This is a genomic window from Rhodococcus tibetensis, from assembly GCF_024438035.1.
In the GTDB taxonomy this organism is placed as follows: Bacteria; Actinomycetota; Actinomycetes; order Mycobacteriales; family Mycobacteriaceae; genus Rhodococcus_F; species Rhodococcus_F tibetensis.
The window spans coordinates 78,430-94,488 of sequence record NZ_JANFQF010000023.1; the positions used below are offsets into that span (position 1 = coordinate 78,430).

17 protein-coding genes are annotated in these 16,059 nt (G+C 66.3%); 9 read left to right on the forward strand and 8 right to left on the reverse strand.

Annotation, left to right across the window (positions count from 1 at the left end):
- Window positions 1–1,032, forward strand: coding sequence for a tocopherol cyclase family protein (locus NOF53_RS22910; protein WP_255973037.1), 1,032 nt, complete (start codon window positions 1–3; stop codon window positions 1,030–1,032).
- Window positions 1,033–1,101: 69 nt separating this feature from the next.
- Here the strand turns inward: NOF53_RS22910 and NOF53_RS22915 are convergent, their stop codons facing one another.
- A complete protein-coding gene (locus NOF53_RS22915) occupies window positions 1,102–2,373 on the reverse strand; it encodes an ROK family transcriptional regulator (protein ID WP_255973039.1) in 1,272 nt (423 codons plus the stop codon).
- A gap of 374 nt (window positions 2,374–2,747) precedes the next feature.
- Between NOF53_RS22915 and NOF53_RS22920 the strand changes: the two genes are divergently transcribed.
- Complete coding sequence (locus NOF53_RS22920) at window positions 2,748–3,710, forward strand: TauD/TfdA dioxygenase family protein (RefSeq protein ID WP_255973042.1); 963 nt, start codon at window positions 2,748–2,750, stop codon at window positions 3,708–3,710.
- Window positions 3,711–3,733: 23 nt separating this feature from the next.
- Window positions 3,734–4,480: an SDR family NAD(P)-dependent oxidoreductase gene (locus tag NOF53_RS22925; protein WP_255973045.1), complete on the forward strand. Its 747-nt coding sequence runs from the start codon at window positions 3,734–3,736 to the stop codon at window positions 4,478–4,480.
- 192 nt (window positions 4,481–4,672) lie between these two features.
- On the opposite strand, the gene NOF53_RS22930 is transcribed toward NOF53_RS22925, so the two are convergent.
- A complete protein-coding gene (locus NOF53_RS22930; RefSeq protein WP_255973047.1) occupies window positions 4,673–5,857 on the reverse strand; it encodes a L,D-transpeptidase in 1,185 nt (394 codons plus the stop codon).
- Window positions 5,858–5,891: 34 nt separating this feature from the next.
- Window positions 5,892–6,983, reverse strand: a complete 1,092-nt coding sequence (locus NOF53_RS22935) for a UDP-N-acetylmuramate dehydrogenase (protein WP_255973085.1) — start codon at window positions 6,981–6,983, stop codon at window positions 5,892–5,894.
- A gap of 25 nt (window positions 6,984–7,008) precedes the next feature.
- Here NOF53_RS22935 and NOF53_RS22940 point away from each other — a divergent pair, with 25 nt between their 5' ends.
- The 3 genes from NOF53_RS22940 to NOF53_RS22950 all read left to right on the forward strand — a co-directional run bounded on the left by NOF53_RS22940 (window position 7,009) and on the right by NOF53_RS22950 (window position 8,958).
- The gene (locus NOF53_RS22940; protein ID WP_255973049.1) at window positions 7,009–7,506 is read left to right on the forward strand and encodes a DUF2505 domain-containing protein; all 498 of its coding nucleotides are present in this window, start codon (window positions 7,009–7,011) and stop codon (window positions 7,504–7,506) included.
- Window positions 7,507–7,593: 87 nt separating this feature from the next.
- Complete coding sequence (locus NOF53_RS22945; protein WP_255973052.1) at window positions 7,594–8,094, forward strand: DUF2505 domain-containing protein; 501 nt, start codon at window positions 7,594–7,596, stop codon at window positions 8,092–8,094.
- A 21-nt stretch (window positions 8,095–8,115) separates the two neighbouring features.
- Window positions 8,116–8,958, forward strand: coding sequence for a class I SAM-dependent methyltransferase (locus NOF53_RS22950; protein WP_255973054.1), 843 nt, complete (start codon window positions 8,116–8,118; stop codon window positions 8,956–8,958).
- A gap of 96 nt (window positions 8,959–9,054) precedes the next feature.
- Here the strand turns inward: NOF53_RS22950 and NOF53_RS22955 are convergent, their stop codons facing one another.
- Complete coding sequence (locus tag NOF53_RS22955; protein ID WP_255973057.1) at window positions 9,055–9,672, reverse strand: type IV toxin-antitoxin system AbiEi family antitoxin domain-containing protein; 618 nt, start codon at window positions 9,670–9,672, stop codon at window positions 9,055–9,057.
- A 112-nt stretch (window positions 9,673–9,784) separates the two neighbouring features.
- Between NOF53_RS22955 and NOF53_RS22960 the strand changes: the two genes are divergently transcribed.
- Entirely contained in the window at window positions 9,785–10,552 is a 768-nt protein-coding gene (locus tag NOF53_RS22960) for an LmeA family phospholipid-binding protein (protein WP_255973059.1), read from the forward strand.
- A gap of 13 nt (window positions 10,553–10,565) precedes the next feature.
- Here NOF53_RS22960 and deoC read toward each other — a convergent pair whose 3' ends face one another.
- Complete coding sequence (gene deoC / locus NOF53_RS22965; protein ID WP_255973061.1) at window positions 10,566–11,231, reverse strand: deoxyribose-phosphate aldolase; 666 nt, start codon at window positions 11,229–11,231, stop codon at window positions 10,566–10,568.
- 57 nt (window positions 11,232–11,288) lie between these two features.
- Between deoC and NOF53_RS22970 the strand changes: the two genes are divergently transcribed.
- Window positions 11,289–12,122, forward strand: coding sequence for a class I SAM-dependent methyltransferase (locus NOF53_RS22970; protein ID WP_255973063.1), 834 nt, complete (start codon window positions 11,289–11,291; stop codon window positions 12,120–12,122).
- 13 nt (window positions 12,123–12,135) lie between these two features.
- Complete coding sequence (gene purU, locus NOF53_RS22975; protein WP_255973065.1) at window positions 12,136–13,020, forward strand: formyltetrahydrofolate deformylase; 885 nt, start codon at window positions 12,136–12,138, stop codon at window positions 13,018–13,020.
- A 45-nt stretch (window positions 13,021–13,065) separates the two neighbouring features.
- Here purU and NOF53_RS22980 read toward each other — a convergent pair whose 3' ends face one another.
- From NOF53_RS22980 to NOF53_RS22990, 3 genes are read right to left on the reverse strand one after another with little or no spacing between them, the layout of a single operon-like run.
- Window positions 13,066–14,097, reverse strand: coding sequence for an alpha/beta fold hydrolase (locus NOF53_RS22980; protein WP_255973067.1), 1,032 nt, complete (start codon window positions 14,095–14,097; stop codon window positions 13,066–13,068).
- A gap of 53 nt (window positions 14,098–14,150) precedes the next feature.
- On the reverse strand, window positions 14,151–14,921 hold the full coding sequence (locus NOF53_RS22985) for a MerR family transcriptional regulator (RefSeq protein WP_255973069.1): 771 nt from the start codon (window positions 14,919–14,921) through the stop codon (window positions 14,151–14,153).
- The gene (locus NOF53_RS22990; RefSeq protein ID WP_255973071.1) at window positions 14,921–15,862 is read right to left on the reverse strand and encodes an AurF N-oxygenase family protein; all 942 of its coding nucleotides are present in this window, start codon (window positions 15,860–15,862) and stop codon (window positions 14,921–14,923) included. The genes NOF53_RS22985 and NOF53_RS22990 overlap by 1 nt, the downstream gene beginning before the upstream one ends.
- Window positions 15,863–16,059 lie beyond the last annotated feature (197 nt).

Consider the following 16,059-nt stretch of genomic DNA (forward strand, 5'->3'; position numbering starts at 1 on the left):
ATGTCTTCACTGCTGCGCGCATACCGTTCGACGGGGGCCGATCTACCGTTCGGCAACCTCCTCGCAGCACACGGCGTCGCGATGGAGGGCTATTTCTGGCGATTCACCCAGCCCGCCACAGGCCAGGTGGTCATCGCGCTGGCAGGCATCAACCGCGCGTCGGACGGCCAGTGGTCGACGCTCGGGCTCGCCGCCCATCCGAGCCGGTTCCTGCGCACCGACGCCTACCCCGAGGGACACGCAGAGTCCGCAGGGTTGGGAGCTTTCGCCGGCAAGGCGTTCCGCGGCACCGCCGACCGCGTCCAGGTGGATCTGGGACCGGACGCGAGACTCGACGTCCGGGTGACCGAGCGGGTCGGGTGGCCACATCGCCGTTTCGGTGGATCCAGCTTCTTCCAGAGCGTTCCGGCGCTGAACCAGTACTGGCATCCGTGGTTGCTCGGGGGCAGAGCCGAGGGCACCGCGGTGCTCGGCGACACCGAGATCGATCTCGGCGGCGCCCAGGTGTACGCCGAGAAGAACTGGGGCAAGGCTGGGTTCCCCGACAACTGGTGGTGGGGGCAGGCTCACGGATTCGCCGACCGTCAGGCGTGCGTGGCGTTCGCGGGCGGGGAGGTCGACGTGGGCCGACTTCGAACCGAGGTGACAGCCGTCGTCGTCGCCCTGCCCGACGGCACTGTCTTCCGCCTCGGCAATCCCGTCACTTCACCGGTACAGGCGCACGTCACCGACGATCGCTGGTCGATGCGGGGTCGTGGCCGCACGTGGAGTGTCGAAATCGAGGGCGGTTCCCCGCTCGGCTCCGCACACGTGCTGCCGGTACCACTGCCCGAGGAGCGGCGCAACATTGCCGGCGCGCTCGAGCATCTCGCCGGTTCGATGAGCGTGACCGTCCGTCGTCGTGGCCGTCTCGTGTGGGCAGACGAATCACCGCTCGCCGCACTCGAACACGGGGGTATCGAGCGGGCCCAGGAGGAACTGCGGCGACGCGGAGCGGCGCCGGACGCCACGTCGGCGCCACCCGTCAGCTGACCCCTTTTCCGACGGATCAGTCAGCCGCGCAGCCTAGTGCGTGCGCGGCTGACCATTCGATCCGCACTGCTATAGCGATGCACGCCGCATCGCGCCGACCGGGTCGGAATAGAGAGCGCTCAGCGACACCACGGTCGATGCATACTCCTGAACCCGGTTGCCGAAGCCCGTGATGCGAATGTCTTTGCGCTCCAGAGACGATGCCTGGGCGAACGCCTCGGCCACGTGCGGGATGCCGGCCGGATACTCGGTGAAGGCCTGGCCACCGAGGATCACACGGTCCGGATTGAACAGGTCACGCAGCATGGCCACGGTCTTGCCCAGCACCTGAGCGCGCTCGACCAGAAGCTCGTGCGCGGCTACTGATCCTGCCGCCGCCACTTTGTACAGCGCACCCATCGACGGCAGCCGCGCCGACTCGGGCAGGATGCCCGCCTCCAGCGCCGCGCGGATGACCGCACGATCGCTGATCGTCGCTTCGAGGCATCCGCGTGAACCGCAGGAGCACTGCACCGAGGAACCGGTGGGCAGGTGTGCGATGGAACCCGGGCCACTGGACGGCGTGTGCACGCGACCGTCGATGGTGATGGCGATGCCGGCGGTTTCGCGGGCGTAGAAATACAACCCGGTCTCGCCCTGCACCGCGAAATCCTCACTGTCCGGGCTCAGTAACAATTCCGACGCGGCCATGGCCTCGACGTGGGCGGCGACGGACACGGACAATCCGAGTCCGTCAGCGACGATCGACCCCACCCGTGCCGACTGCCATCCCAGGCGCGGATGATCGACCACACCCGTCTGGGCGTCGACGCGTCCACCGAGAGCGACACCCGCCCACAGCGGACGGCGGCGGTGCCAGCGGGACGCGAAAGCCCTTGCGCTGCGGGCAATACCGGTCAATGCTTCGGCGGCGGGACCGCGCGGCGTCGGAACTTCCGCCGCCCCCAGTACCTTTCCGCGCAGATCGCTCGCGAGGATGCTGGTCACCACGGCGCCGATGTGAATACCCACCGTGAGGTACGGCTCGTGGTTCACTTCGAACGGGACGCGCGGACGACCGATGGCACCGGAGGGCGTGAGATCGCCCCGCTCTCGGAGCAACCCGAGGTCGAGGAGCGTCGACACCTGGCGATTGACGGTCGCAATACTGAGGCCGGTCGCCTTGGCGGCCACGTCCCGCGACAGGGGTCCGCGAGCACGGGCCACCCGCAGGACACCAGCGGCGGGACCATCGCTGATGCGCAGTTCGGGAGGAACGATGCTCAGTCGAGGACGAGGCAGAGGGCGCTGGAAGCGGGCGGAGGCGCTCAGGTTCGAGCTGGAAAGAGTGGGGGTAGACACGTGGCAGTCCTTGGTTGCGGAGGCGGTGCGCACCTTCGTCCGAATACTGCATCGCCCCTGCGGAGACGGGGACGGCTGATCAGGAGAAGAGTGCGCGGGTCAACTGCAGTTGCTGAAACAGCGACAACACAGTTCCCGCGCCAACGGCAGCCGCGAACCGAGCGCGGAAGTCACATACGTGACCCGCGGAGCGGTCGGCTGGCCTGAGGACATGGCAAGAAAAATAGCACCTCCGGTCGCTTTCACCAATCTCTGCCGATACGGCGAGCTCGGCGACTCTTGCGATCAGACTGACGCTAATCCTTCCGGCGGGTGGCTCGCCGATGGTTCGGTTGCGGAACTGCACATCACTTCCGGTACCCGAAAGGCCCATCATGTCTCTCGATTTCGCGCCCGAACACGTTGCCGACGCCCCTGCCGTCCCGAGTGCCGCGAGCGTCGTGCAACTCGGCGCGCACATCGGTGCCCTGATCGACGGCGTCCGACTCGGCGGCGACCTCGACCCCGCCACGGTGTCGCTGATCCGCCAGGCGCTGCTCACCCACAAAGTGATCTTCTTCCGCGGGCAGGAGCACCTGACGGACGATTCCCAGTACGAGTTCGCGCAGTTGCTCGGCTCCCCCACCACGGCGCACCCCACGGTCACCTCCCGGGGAACCACGGTGCTGCCCATCGACTCCGACTACGGCAAGGCCAACAGCTGGCACACCGACGTGACCTTCGTCGACCGCATCCCGAAGGCGTCGATTCTGCGTGCCGTGCAACTCCCCACCTACGGTGGCTCCACCACCTGGGCGTCCGGTGTCGCGGCGTACAACGCGCTGCCGGAACCTTTGAAGATTCTCGCCGACAACCTGTGGGCCACCCACACCAACGTCTACGACTACGCCGCGACGAGCGCGGAGCGGGCGCAGAACGAGAAGACGCAGGAGTATCGCGCCGAGTTCCAGTCCACGTACTTCGAGACGGTGCACCCGGTGGTGCGGGTACACCCGGAGACCGGCGAACGCACTCTGCTGCTGGGGCATTTCGTCAAGAACCTCGTCGGTCTGAGTACTGCGCAGTCCCAGGCGTTGTTCCGGATTCTGCAGGATCACGCCATTTCGCTCGAGTACACGACCCGGTGGAACTGGCAGCCGGGCGATGTCGCCATCTGGGACAACCGCGCAACCCAGCACTACGCCGTCGCCGATTACGACGATCAGTATCGCCGGCTCAATCGCATCACCCTCGCGGGGGACGTGCCCGTCAATATTCGCGGAGAACGCAGCCGCAGCGTCGCCGGCGATGCGAGCGGCTACTCCGTCATCGACGAGCCCGCGTCCGCTCGCGGGTAAGGTCCGCGCCCTAACATGGCCGCATGATCATTTCACCCGACACCCGCGTCGCCGTCGTCACCGGAGCGAGCTCCGGAATCGGCGAAGCCACCGCCCGCACTCTGGCAGATCAGGGTTTTCACGTGGTCATCGGAGCGAGGCGGGTGGATCGACTGGAGAAGATTGCCGAGGACATCGGGGGCACTGCACTGGAGCTCGATGTCACCGACGACGACTCGGTGGACGCATTCACGGCGGTACTGCCTCGGGTGGACGTGCTGGTGAACAACGCCGGCGGGGCAAAAGGCTTGGCTCCGATCGTCGACGCCGACCTCGACGACTGGCGCTGGATGTGGGAGACGAACGTCCTTGGCACCCTGCGGGTGACCAAGGCGCTCCTGCCCAAGCTCGTCGACTCGGGCAACGGACTGATCGTCACCATTACATCGGTGGCAGCGCTCGAGGCCTACGACAACGGTGCCGGCTACACCTCGGCCAAACACGCACAGGCCGTGCTGCATCGGACGCTGCGTGGGGAGTTGCTGGGCAAGCCCGTTCGTCTCACCGAGGTTGCGCCGGGTGCTGTGGAGACGGAGTTCTCGCTGGTCCGGTTCGAGGGCGACAAGGAGCGCGCCGACAAGGTGTACGAGGGGATCACTCCGCTGGTCGCGGCCGACGTCGCCGACATCATCGGTTTCGTGGCGTCGCGCCCGTCGCACGTCAACGTCGACCAGATCGTCGTCAAGCCCCGTGATCAGGCAGCTTCGGGACGATTCCACCGCACGACGTGACGTCACCGTTCCCGTCCCTCGGTTCGGCGGTCCTGATACTCGAGCAGCAGGACCACTGCCCACACCGCGGCAACGATCAACGTCACCGATCCCAACAGCATCCATCCCGCCACCGCGACCCCCCCTGCCGTTCGACCTTTCCCGAAATCGGGACTCATTCAGGTAGACGCAGCGGGCGGCGGTTCGGTTCCCCTAGGCGAGTGCGGACATCGATTGCCAGGTCGGCCAATCGATGGCCCAGTCGTAGATGTCACCGTCGGCTGCCGATAGTTCGATGGAGGTGCCGGTGACCTCTACGGGATCGCCGTACATGGCGGTGCCGAAGTATTGCTGGGCGTCCCCCAGCGACAGATTGATGCAGCCGTTGGTGACGTTCGAGGATCCCTGCACACCGAGCGTCTCGGGATTCGCGTGGATGAACTCGCCGTTGTTGGAAATGCGCACAGCCCACCGCTCGCGCACGTTCTCGTAGAACGGCGGGTTCGACATGAGGAAGTCCTCGTGCTTCTCCGTCACCATATGGATGCCACTACGCGTGACGTTGCGCGGTTCGTTGCCTTCGCCGTAACTGACCGGGATGTCCATGATGGTCTGGCCGTCCCGCACCACCTGCATACGGTGGCTGGGCGCGTTGGCGATCACGATCTGGCTGCGGCCGATGGTGAAGTCGAGCGACAGGTCCTCGGCTCCGTACGCTCCCCCACCGAAGTCGAGCCCGTACAACTTGGCGTTCAGATTCACGGTGGTGCCCGGTGCCCAGTAGTTCTGCGGGCGCCAATGTGCGCGCGACCCGTTGTCGTCGGGCAGCCACGCCCACGAACCCGGAGTAGGCGGCGTGGTCGTCACCGTCATCGCCTTCTCCACAGCGGCCTTGTCTTCCACGGTCTCGTGAAACTGCACGATGATCGGTGCGGCGATACCGACCTCTTGGCCGTCACCGATGTTCAGGTTGGCCGAGATCGTCTGCTCGGGTTGGACCGTGGTGAAGCTGCCGTCGACGGTGACCGTCTTGCCGTCGGTACCGACAGCCGTGCCCCTCCACGTATAGGTGGCTCCGTAGCCGAGAGCCTCACCGACGGTGAACGTGGTGCGGTCGGGCGACAGCACGCCCTGTACAGCACGACCCTCCGCATTGACGAGAGCGATGTCGGTGAAGGTGCCTTCGGTGGCGGTGGCCGAGACGGGCGACACCGGGTTCACGTCCTGGGTACCCGACTCCGGGCTCTGGGTGACCTGGACCACAGGTTCGGGTGGGGCGGCGGGCGTTTCGGTTTGCGAACCCACCGTGCAGCCGGCGAGCAAGGCGATGAGAGCGATCAGCGCCGCCGCGACGTACGCGACACGCTTCCGGCTTGTCCGAGAACCCAGTTCATGCACAGCTGACAGGTTACCTGCGCTACGGACCGAACTTTCAGATCGCGCAGCCCACGGTGACGGGTTCCGGCTCGAGGCGGACGCCGAAGGCGGACTGGACACCGTCCCGCACTTCGCGAGCGAGAGCCAGGAGATCCTCGGTCTTTGCCGCGCCGCGGTTGGTGAGCGCAAGGGTGTGCTTGGTGGACAAGCGGGCTGCGGCACCGTCGGCGGGATACCCCTTGGAGAACCCGGCCCGCTCGATCAACCACCCGGCGGAGAGCTTGGTGCCTGCGTCTGCCGGATACTGCGGCACGGAGACGTCACCGAGTCGAGACTCGACGGCGGCGAGCACGGTGGTTAGTTCGCGCTCGGGTACGACGGGGTTGGTGAAGAACGACCCTGCACTCCAGGTGTCGTAATCTTCGGGGTCCAGCACCATGCCCTTGCCTCGGCGCAGGTCGAGTACGGCGTCGCGGACCTCCACCGAGGGTCGCCGATCCCCTTCCTCCGCCTCCAGGGCAGAGAACAGTTCGCGGTATCGCAACGGCTCGCCCAGACCATCTCGATGCACCGTAAGTTCCACCGACAGCACCAGGGCCGCGTCGGTGTGCTTCAGAACGCTCGTACGGTAGCCGAGCCCCAGCGCGTCCGGCTGCACCCAGCGCACCTCACCGGTGCGTCGATCGAGCAGTCGCACTCGCCGCAGCATGGTCCCGATCTCGACCCCGTAAGCACCGACGTTCTGCACCGGAGTGGCACCCGTCGAGCCGGGGATCCCGGACAGACATTCGAGCCCACCGAGTTCTGCGGCCACGGTCTGCGCCACGACCTGATCCCACTCGGCACCGGCATCGGCAGTGACGAATCCCTCTTCGAGTTCCACCGTGGTGTTCGACACACGGACAACCACACCGTCGAAACCGTCGTCGCCGACCACGAGATTGGAGCCGCCCGCGAGGATCAGCGTCGGTATCTCACTGGCGTCGAGCAGGCGGACCACATCGACCAGCACCTGCGTCGTCGGGCACTCGGCCACGATCCGCGCGGGCCCGCCGACCCGCAGCGTGGTCATCCCCGAGAAGTCGAGATTCTCGGACACGAAGGCTCCGGAATCGACGAGTTGACTGACAATGCTCACATCCCACACAACCGCAAACGGTAGCCTGCGGACCGTGAGCCGCCGCATCGAGCATTCCTCGACCTACTCCTTCCCCGTCGACCAGGTCCACGCAGGCCTGACCACCGAGCAGTACTGGCGCGACCGGATTGCCGAGGTCGGCGGGCCGGGAGCCACGCTCGACGAGGTCACGACCGGACCGGGCACCATCTCGGTGGCCATGTCGCAATCGATTCCCGCCGAGCACCTGCCGAGCATCGTCGCGAAGGTCCGTTCCGGGGACCTCGTGATCAAGCGCACTGAAACGTGGAGCGCGCTCGATGGCAGTCGCGCGTCGGGCACCTTCACCGCTCGGGTCACCGGCGCACCCGCCGAAATCTCTGGATCGCAAACCCTCACCAGCGCGGGCTCCGGATCGAAAGTCCAGGTCACCGGTCAGGCTGAGGTCAAGATTCCGCTGATCGGCGGCAAGATCGAAGGTGCCATCGGGGACGAGGTTCTACGCCTGATCGACAAGGAGCAGGAGTTCACCGAGGGGTGGCTCGGCGCCTGACCGCGCAGATCGGCTCGCCCCGGACGGTCGGCGACCTGGGGGCGGGCATCGATTGTGGTCGGTCACAGTCCGGTAACCTTGACGATCATGGCTCGCCGCATCGACTACTCAGCCCGTTACAAGTACACCCCGAAAGAGGTGTACGGCGCGTTCACCGACCGCGACTACTGGGACGCGCGCATCGAGGAGATGCGGAAGTACTCCGAGAACCACATCGAGCACTTCGAGGTCAGCGACGACGGCATCGACATCGTCCTGCACCACATCCTGCCGCGTTCCGAACTCCCGGAGATTGCGCAGACCGTGATGAAGAAGGACATGGTCATCACCCGCAAGGAGTCGTACACCCCGTTCGGTGACCCGACCACCGGAACCTACGAGGCATCGATCCCCGCAGGACCCGGCAGCCTCACGGGCACCATGAAACTGTTCGCAACGGACACCGGATGCACGTTCCGCACGTCGTCCGAGGCCAAGGTGTACCTGCCGTTCATCGGCGGGAAGCTCGAGCAGTTGATGCTCGTCAACCTGATCGACCTTTTCCGCGCCGAAGCCGAGATCACCGAAAACTGGTTGTCCCAGCAGTAGTACCCACAGCACCCCGTTCCCATGACTTCAGCGATGCTGAGGCGGCCCCGTGGCGCCCGAGGCCGGAGCACGCCATCGGGTGTCATCACTCGGGGCACCACCGGCATCAACCGTCTGCGGCGCAGCGATCGCTGGCTTGTGCACGACGCTCTGGTGCGTCGCACACTCGGTGACTGCGCCGATCCCCTCGTCGTCGACCTCGGCTACGGCGCGCGCCCGCACACCACGTTCGAACTCGCCGATCGACTTCTCGCGGTGCGGCGGGATCGACGGGTCGTGGGTCTCGAGATCGATCCCGAACGGGTGGTCGAGGGCGGCCGCGGAGTGAGTTTCGCGCGGGGCGGTTTCGAACTGTCCGGCCTGCGTCCCGTCTTCGTCCGCGCGTTCAACGTGCTGCGGCAGTATCCGGAGGAGGCGGTCGGGCCGGCGTGGGCCCTCATGCAGTCCGGGCTGGCGCCGGGCGGGCTCATCCTCGAGGGCACTTGCGACGAACTCGGCCGGCGCTGCGCCTGGGTGCTGCTCGACGCCACCCGCCCCCTGTCGCTGACGCTCGCGTGGGACCCCTTCGACGTCGACACTCCGTCAGACATCGCCGAACGCTTGCCGAAGGCGCTGATCCACCGCAACGTTCCCGGAGAACCGATCCATGCGCTGCTCACGGCCGTCGACCGGGCCTGGGCCGCCGCGGCGCCGCACGGCTCATTCGGTCCACGGGTGCGGTGGCGCGCATCCTTGGAGCTGCTTCGCGCGCAGGGTGTCCCGGTGCAAGCGCAACGCAGGCGACTCCGCGACAACGTGCTCACCGTTCCCTGGGACCTGGTCGCGCCGGCGCAGTCGTCGAATCAATTCCCGCGATCGACGTAGGACGCCCCTCGCGTTCCTTCTCGAAAGATCTCGCGCTTCTTCTCGAAAGATGTTGTGTGGGTGCGCAGACGAGGGTGACGTCGACTGAGTGATCGCTCAGGTGCAGGTGGCCAGCGCATGCTCGACGCGCTGCGCGACCTGCGCCGGCAGCGACCCGCACTCGCCGTGCAGGGTCCGCACGTCCAGACGACCGATCGCGACCCCGTCGGAGACCACCTCGTCGAGCAGTTCCTGTGAGATACCGCTGGCGGCGAGGTCGAGCGCGGTACAGGTGGGCGTGGTAATCCGCAGCGGTCCCACCTGCTCGCAGTCCTCCGCGCGAAGCGAACGGCGGTGCAATGCCAATTGCTGTGTGGGCGACGGAGGCGAGAGCACCGTGGAAAGGTGAATGAACCGCGGATACAGGTGACCGAGACCGTGTAGTTCTGCGGCGCTCTGGTGCGAGACGGCCGCGGCGGCACCGAACCACGTGCACCATTTTGCGAATTCGTCGAGATCCGAGTGGGGACAGTCGTTCAGTCGGAACAGGTCTCGCTCGATCTTGTCCCAAGACCCTGCGGTGACGTGTTCAGCGACGTCGTCGGCCGTGAAGCCGAGGCGCAGTACTTGCGCCGTCGTGAAGAATCCGGCTTGCGCCGTAGCGAGACGTGTCAGTTCTTCGCCGACACCTTCGCGCTCGGGGCCGCCGGGACGTGGAGCCAACCATCCGGACATTCCCTCACATTACGGGCTTCTGTGTCGTGAATCACACTTTCTCGAGAAGTTCGCGCCCGCACCGAAGAGCTTTCACAGAATTTGTTCAGAGTTGTGGGGAAGAATCCGTGCAATGGCAGCCCGAACGAACTCCGCATCCCGAAGTAACCGTGTGCTCGTCATCTCACTGATCGTCATTGCCGCGCTCGTCGCCGTACTGGTCGGCGGTGAACTCTATGTCCGCCACAGCGTGAAGAGTTGCATGGCAGACCAGTTCGAGAGCCAACTCGGTTCCAAGGTGGACGTGGGTCTGAGCTGGAAGCCGGTGTTGCTGCAGTCGCTGGACAAGAACGTTCCCTACATCACCATCGACAGTGACGACACGAAGTTCGGCCCCGCAGCGGGAATGCAGGTCAACGCCCAGGTCAACGACATTCGCATCGAGGACACCCCGGACAGCAGTGGCACTATCGGCAGCTCGGACGCCCGAATTCACTGGTCCACCGAAGGAATCCTGACCACGCTGCAGCAGCAGGCATTCGGTTCCCTCGTCAGCGCCGTCAAGGCCGACGCCGACGCGGGAACGCTGACCTTCGCGGTCGGTCCTGCTGGGCTCGCCGAGCTGACCGTCCGGCCCGAGGCCAGTGCCGGGACGGTTCAGGTGAACACGGTCAACGCCGAGATCCTGGGCTTCGGCCTTCCCACCGACCTGGTCGACGGAATCGTGCAGACGCTCACATCCAGCCTGCAGACGTACCCGCTGGGTATGCAGCCGACCTCACTGGAGGTCACCGACGACGCCATCGACATCACCCTCGAGGGCGGCGCGTACACGATGCCGGCCGCCGGGACACAGCAGCAACAGCAGGAGCAGCAGAGCAGCTGCGGGCTCCTCGTCTGATCGAGCGGGCGGGTCAGTCGGGTAGCCCGTCCAGGACGGCGCGGGTTCCCGACAGACCGAGTCGCGTCGCGCCGGCGTCGATCATGTCTATCGCGGCCTGCGCGGTGCGGATACCCCCGCTCGCCTTCACGCCGATCCGCCCTCCCACGGTCTGCGCCATCAGCCGCACGGCGTCGACCGACGCTCCGCCGGCGGGATGAAAGCCGGTGGAGGTCTTGACGAAGTTGGCACCCGCGCGCTCGGCAGCCCGGCACGACTCCACGATGGCGTGGTCGGTGAGGGCGGCGGTTTCGAGGATGACCTTGAGTACCGGGCCGTCACCGATGGCCTCGCGCACGGTGAGCACGTCGGCGAGGACGGCGTTGAAGTCACCGGCCACCGCGGCGCCGATGTCGATCACCATGTCGATTTCCTGCGCGCCCTGATCGACCGCGAGCCGGGCTTCGGCGCCCTTCACCAGTGAGTGATGTTTTCCCGACGGGAACCCGACCACCGCGGCGGTGACCAGACCCGCGGCGCGGACGGGCAGCATCGACGGTGACACGCAGATTGCGAGGACGCCGAGCGAGCGGGCCTCCGCGATGAGCGCGCCGACGTCGTCGGTGGTCGCTTCGGGCTTGAGGAGTGTGTGGTCGACGAGGGCGGCCACCTGGGAACGGGTCAGTGCAACGTCCGGCATCCTCCGAGCTTCGCACAACGCCGCCGGCTGTCCGCGTCCACGGCCTAGCATCGCGGTATGACCAATCCCGGATCGATCTTCGACGAGGCGCGCCAGGAGTTCGATCGGCTCACCACCGCGGTGTGGTCCCCTGCCGGGCAGTCCCTCGTCTTCCAGCTCGGACTCCACCCCGGCGATGCCGTCCTCGACGTGTGCTGTGGTGCAGGGTCTTCCGCGATCCCCGCCGCCACCGCCGTAGGGCCCAGCGGGCTGGTTCATGCCGTCGACCTCGCCGACGAACTGCTCGAGCAGGGCCGGCTCGAGTGTTCGGAACGAGGCCTGAAGAACATCGAGTTCGTGTGCGCGGACGCCACCACCTGGGAGCCGCCGAGCACGGTCCCCTCGGCGGGCTACGACGCGCTCGCGTGCTCGTACGGCGTCTTCTTCCTGCCGCATATGGATGCTGCGTTCACCCGGCTCGCCGGTTTGGTCAGACCCGGCGGAAAGGTGGGGATCACGGTGTGGCGACGCGGAGCGCTGCGCGAGTTCGCCGGCGCGTTCCTGAGCGCCGTCGGCAGGCGTCGGGAACTCGCGCCCGAAGAGAGTGAGTCTCGGTTCGATCCCCTCGAACGGATCGACACGCCGGACGGTCTCCATCAATGGCTGGCCGAGCTCGGTGCGGAGTCCACGGAGGTCCGCGAGTTGTCCAACCTCATCCCTGCCACGCCGGAGTTCGCCTGGGACCTCGTCCTCGGCGGTACGCTGCGCGGAGCCCTCTCCCCCTTCGACGACGGCACCGTCGAAGCGATTCGCCGGGACTTTCTCCAGCTCCTCACCGAGCGGGCAATCCATGACATCGACGCCGGAACTCTCGTGGGTACCGCAGTCGTGACCGGCCGATGGGCAACCTGAAAGACTGTTGCCCATGAGCGCTGCTTCTTCCGAGGATCACCGGTACGTGCTGTCTCTCGGCTGCCCCGACCGCACCGGCATCGTCGCCCGGATCTCGACGTTTCTCGCCGAGGTGGGCGGATGGATCGTCGAAGCCGCGTATCACGCCGACGCCGACACCGGCTGGTTCTTCACCCGGCAGGCGGTGCGGGCGTCGTCGGTGAACATGTCGATCGACGAACTGCGCGAACGCTTCGCTGCCGTCGCGGCCGAGCTGGGTCCGGACACGGAGTGGACGGTGTCCGACTCGGGCGAACGCAAGCGTGTGGTGCTGCTCGTGAGCAAGGAAGCGCACTGCCTGCACGACCTGCTGGGGCGGGCTGCGGGCGGGGAGCTACCGGCTGACATCTGTGCGGTGATCGGCAATCACCGGGACCTCGAGAACGTCACCCGCCGCCACGGCATCGACTTTCACCATGTGCCGTTCCCCAAGGATCCAGCCGAACGTGGTCCTGCGTTCGACCAGGTCCGGGAACTCGTCGACGCCCACGACCCGCACGCCGTCGTCCTCGCCCGGTTCATGCAGGTACTGCCCTCCGAGTTGTGTGAGCACTGGGCGGGGCGCGCCCTCAACATTCACCACAGCTTCCTGCCCTCCTTCGTCGGCGCCCGCCCGTATCACCAGGCCTTCGCGCGCGGAGTGAAGCTGATCGGCGCCACCTGCCACTACGTGACAGCCGAGCTGGACGCCGGCCCCATCATCGAACAGGACGTAATTCGCGTCGATCACGCCGACGAGGTCGCGGACATGGTGCGGCAGGGCCGCGACATCGAAAAGCTCGTGCTCTCCCGCGGCCTGCGCTGGCACCTCGAGGACCGCGTCCTCGTGCACGGCCGAAAGACCGTGGTGTTCAGCTAGACGGTGTTCAGCTAAACGGTGTTCAGCTAGACGCGCGATGCGCGGTTACAGGTTCCGCAGCCGGACGATTTCCTTGTCGAACTCGTCGATGTTCTCGACGGAGCTCATGTGCCCGACACCGGGGAGCACGATGAGCCGGTCGAGGTGTCCGGCCTCGTCCAGCACGCGAGCGAGCTTGCGCGCGTGAACGGGTGGTGTGAGCCGGTCCATGGACCCGACGAGCACCGTGGTCGGCACGGTGAGATGGTCGAGCGCTTCGTGGATGTCGAGCCCGCTCAATGCGGCGCCCCAACCCCCGCGAATACGGGGCTTGCACTCGCGCACGATCTTCTCGCAGAAGCTGACCTCTGCGGGGCTGGCGTTCGGCGACATCGACACGTACTGGATCGCACGGGTCATCACCGGCGAGGACACCAGTGGCATCGGCGCGCTCAACACTGCGCGGCCTACCGGGACGGGCACCCGGGGGAAGCGGTTCGGGAGGGGAATCACTGTGGTCTCGGCGATGAGCCGATCACAGGCGGTGCTGGCGAGCAGGACGGCGGACGCATATTTCTGTACCTCGTCGGGATGGCGTCCGGCCCAGGCCATGATGCTCATGCCGCCCATACTGTGGCCGACCAGCACGGCCTTCTTGTCGTCGCGGATCGTCGCCTTCAGCACCTCGGACAGATCGTCGGCGAGGACATCGGGACCGAGGGCGAGGGCGCCCACGGTGCTGCGGCCGTGCCCGCGCTGGTCGTAGGTGATCACGCGGTACTCGTCGGCCAGGGCGTTCACCTGCGGATACCAGTACTCGGTCGAGCAGGTCCATCCGTGGCTGAGCACGATGGGGTCGCCGTCCACCGGCCCGTAGGCGCGCACATACAGCGTGGCGCCGTCGTCGGTGACGATCTCACTGACGTCGGGTCGCAGGCTCGGGGTACGGAGCAGGTCGTTCGGCGCAACCTCGGTCGTCAGCGTCAAACCACGGGTGGAGCGCTTGTGGCGGATCGCGGCCGCGGCGGCGACGACAGCGCCCACTCCGGCGACGCCGGCGAATGCCCGAAGGGCGGTGGTGCGCGGACTGCTGGTCATTCTTACCCCTGTCATCTGGGTGACGCCGCCGTTGCGGCGACGTTCATAGGTTGTCAACTTGCTCGGTCGTTCTCGGTCGTCTGCGCGGGACCCGGCGAATCACCGAGTTGCCGGGCGGCCTTCTCCAGCGCACGGGAAATCTGCTCTTCCATCGCCTCCGCGAAGAGGGTCTGGACGGCGTCGTGCGCGAGTGGACGCATCTGATCGACGAGCCGCACAATGTCCGAGATCTTCGCCTCGTCCAGTTCGAGCTGCTCACCCTCGGGTGCGAGGTAACGGTCGGCGACGACGGCGACGAATCGTGCTGCGACGTCGGAAAGGTCCTTCCGCACGGCCGCAGTTTGGTCGAGCACGTTCTCGAGTGAGATACCCGCGTCGACGAGAATCTGGGCAGCCTCCACAAGTCGAGGACTATTCACCGAGTAGTCGTCACCCGAGGGGACGAGCACGCCGAGTTCGGTTCCCCGGGCGATGTTGGCCTCGGTGGTCTGCGCACCGAACATTCGCCGCAGTTCCGCCACGGTGAGCCGAGCGGCGCGCTTGCGCTTCTTCCACCGGCTTCCCGGATCGTCGGTCTCGAGCACGTCGGTGACGTGCAGCCCGTACTGGGCAGCCGTGAGCAACTCACTGATGGTGGCAAAGGTGTATCCGCGGTCGAGCATCCGGCCGATGAGGTGCAGCCGGGCCAGATGCGACTCGTTGTACCACCCGGTCCGCCCCTGTTTCCGGGGCGGCGGGAGAAGTCCGCGGTCCTGGTAGACGCGCACGTTGCGCACGCTTACCCGCGCCTCGCGTGCGAGGTCGTCGATCCGATATTCCTTCATCAGACGATGTGCGCCCGTTCGAGCAGGAGCCGCGACGGGCCACCGATGAGTCCCACTTCGTCGAGGAATTCGACGGTCTTGGAACAGCCCTCGCGGATCTTGTCGTGATAGTGGCGATTCGATCTGGCGGCCTTCTTCGCCGCGTCCACGTCGAGACCGGCGGCCGCGTACACCTGTGGGTTCACCAGGCTGGTGACGACGAAATAGGCGATGACACCGAGCGCCAATCGCACCTGGGCTCTCGCGAACCGGGATGCGGAACGGAGCCGGCGAATCGTTTCTTCACGTGCGTACTTGATGTGCCGCGACTCCTCGAGGACGTGGATCCTGCTGACCGTGCGCGTCACCGGCTGCACTCGCTCGTCCCGCATGAAGTCGCGCTGCATCATGTCGAGGATTTCCTCGGCGAACAAGGTTCCGCCGTACGCCAGGGACCCGGTGGCGGTCGCCTTGAACGCCCGAGCGGCCTGGCGAATCCACCACTTGGGCCGATACGACGGGATTCCGAAGCGCTGCGCCGACCTCGCGAACATCGTGGAGTGACGGCACTCGTCGGCGATCTCGGTGAGCGCGAACTGCACATGCGGGGTGGCGGGATCGTGGAAGTAGATGTCTCGGACGAGCATCTGCATGAGGATCAGCTCGAACCAGATTCCGGTACCGGCGATACTGGCCGCCTCGTGCTTGGTGAGCGTGACGCGTTGTTCCTCGGTCATGGAGTCCCAGAGTTCGGTGCCGTAGAGACTGCACCACTCGGGTGTCATGCCGTAGCGATCCGTCGGGATCGGCGCGTCCCAGTCAACCTCGATCAGCGGATCGTACGACTTGCGTGCCGCGGAGGCGAGTAACCGTTCTGCAGTGTCCTGCCGGTCACCGACTCGCGTCAGACGCGATGTCGGATGGGCATCGCGTAGGAAGTCCCGCGCACTCTCGACGGACATCACAGCTCCTCGGTCGCCTTCTCCACCACAATAGCATTGTCACAATGTCTATTGTCATCGTCGAGGCGCGCGGGGTCCCCCCTAATGAGAGTCAGCGAGTCCGCTCATACGGCAGACTCGTCACCGGTAGCGGCGGGCAGGTGAGCACTCTTCCCCCCTGGACCTGGAGTCCTGAAAAAGATCGTGCCCCTGCCCGT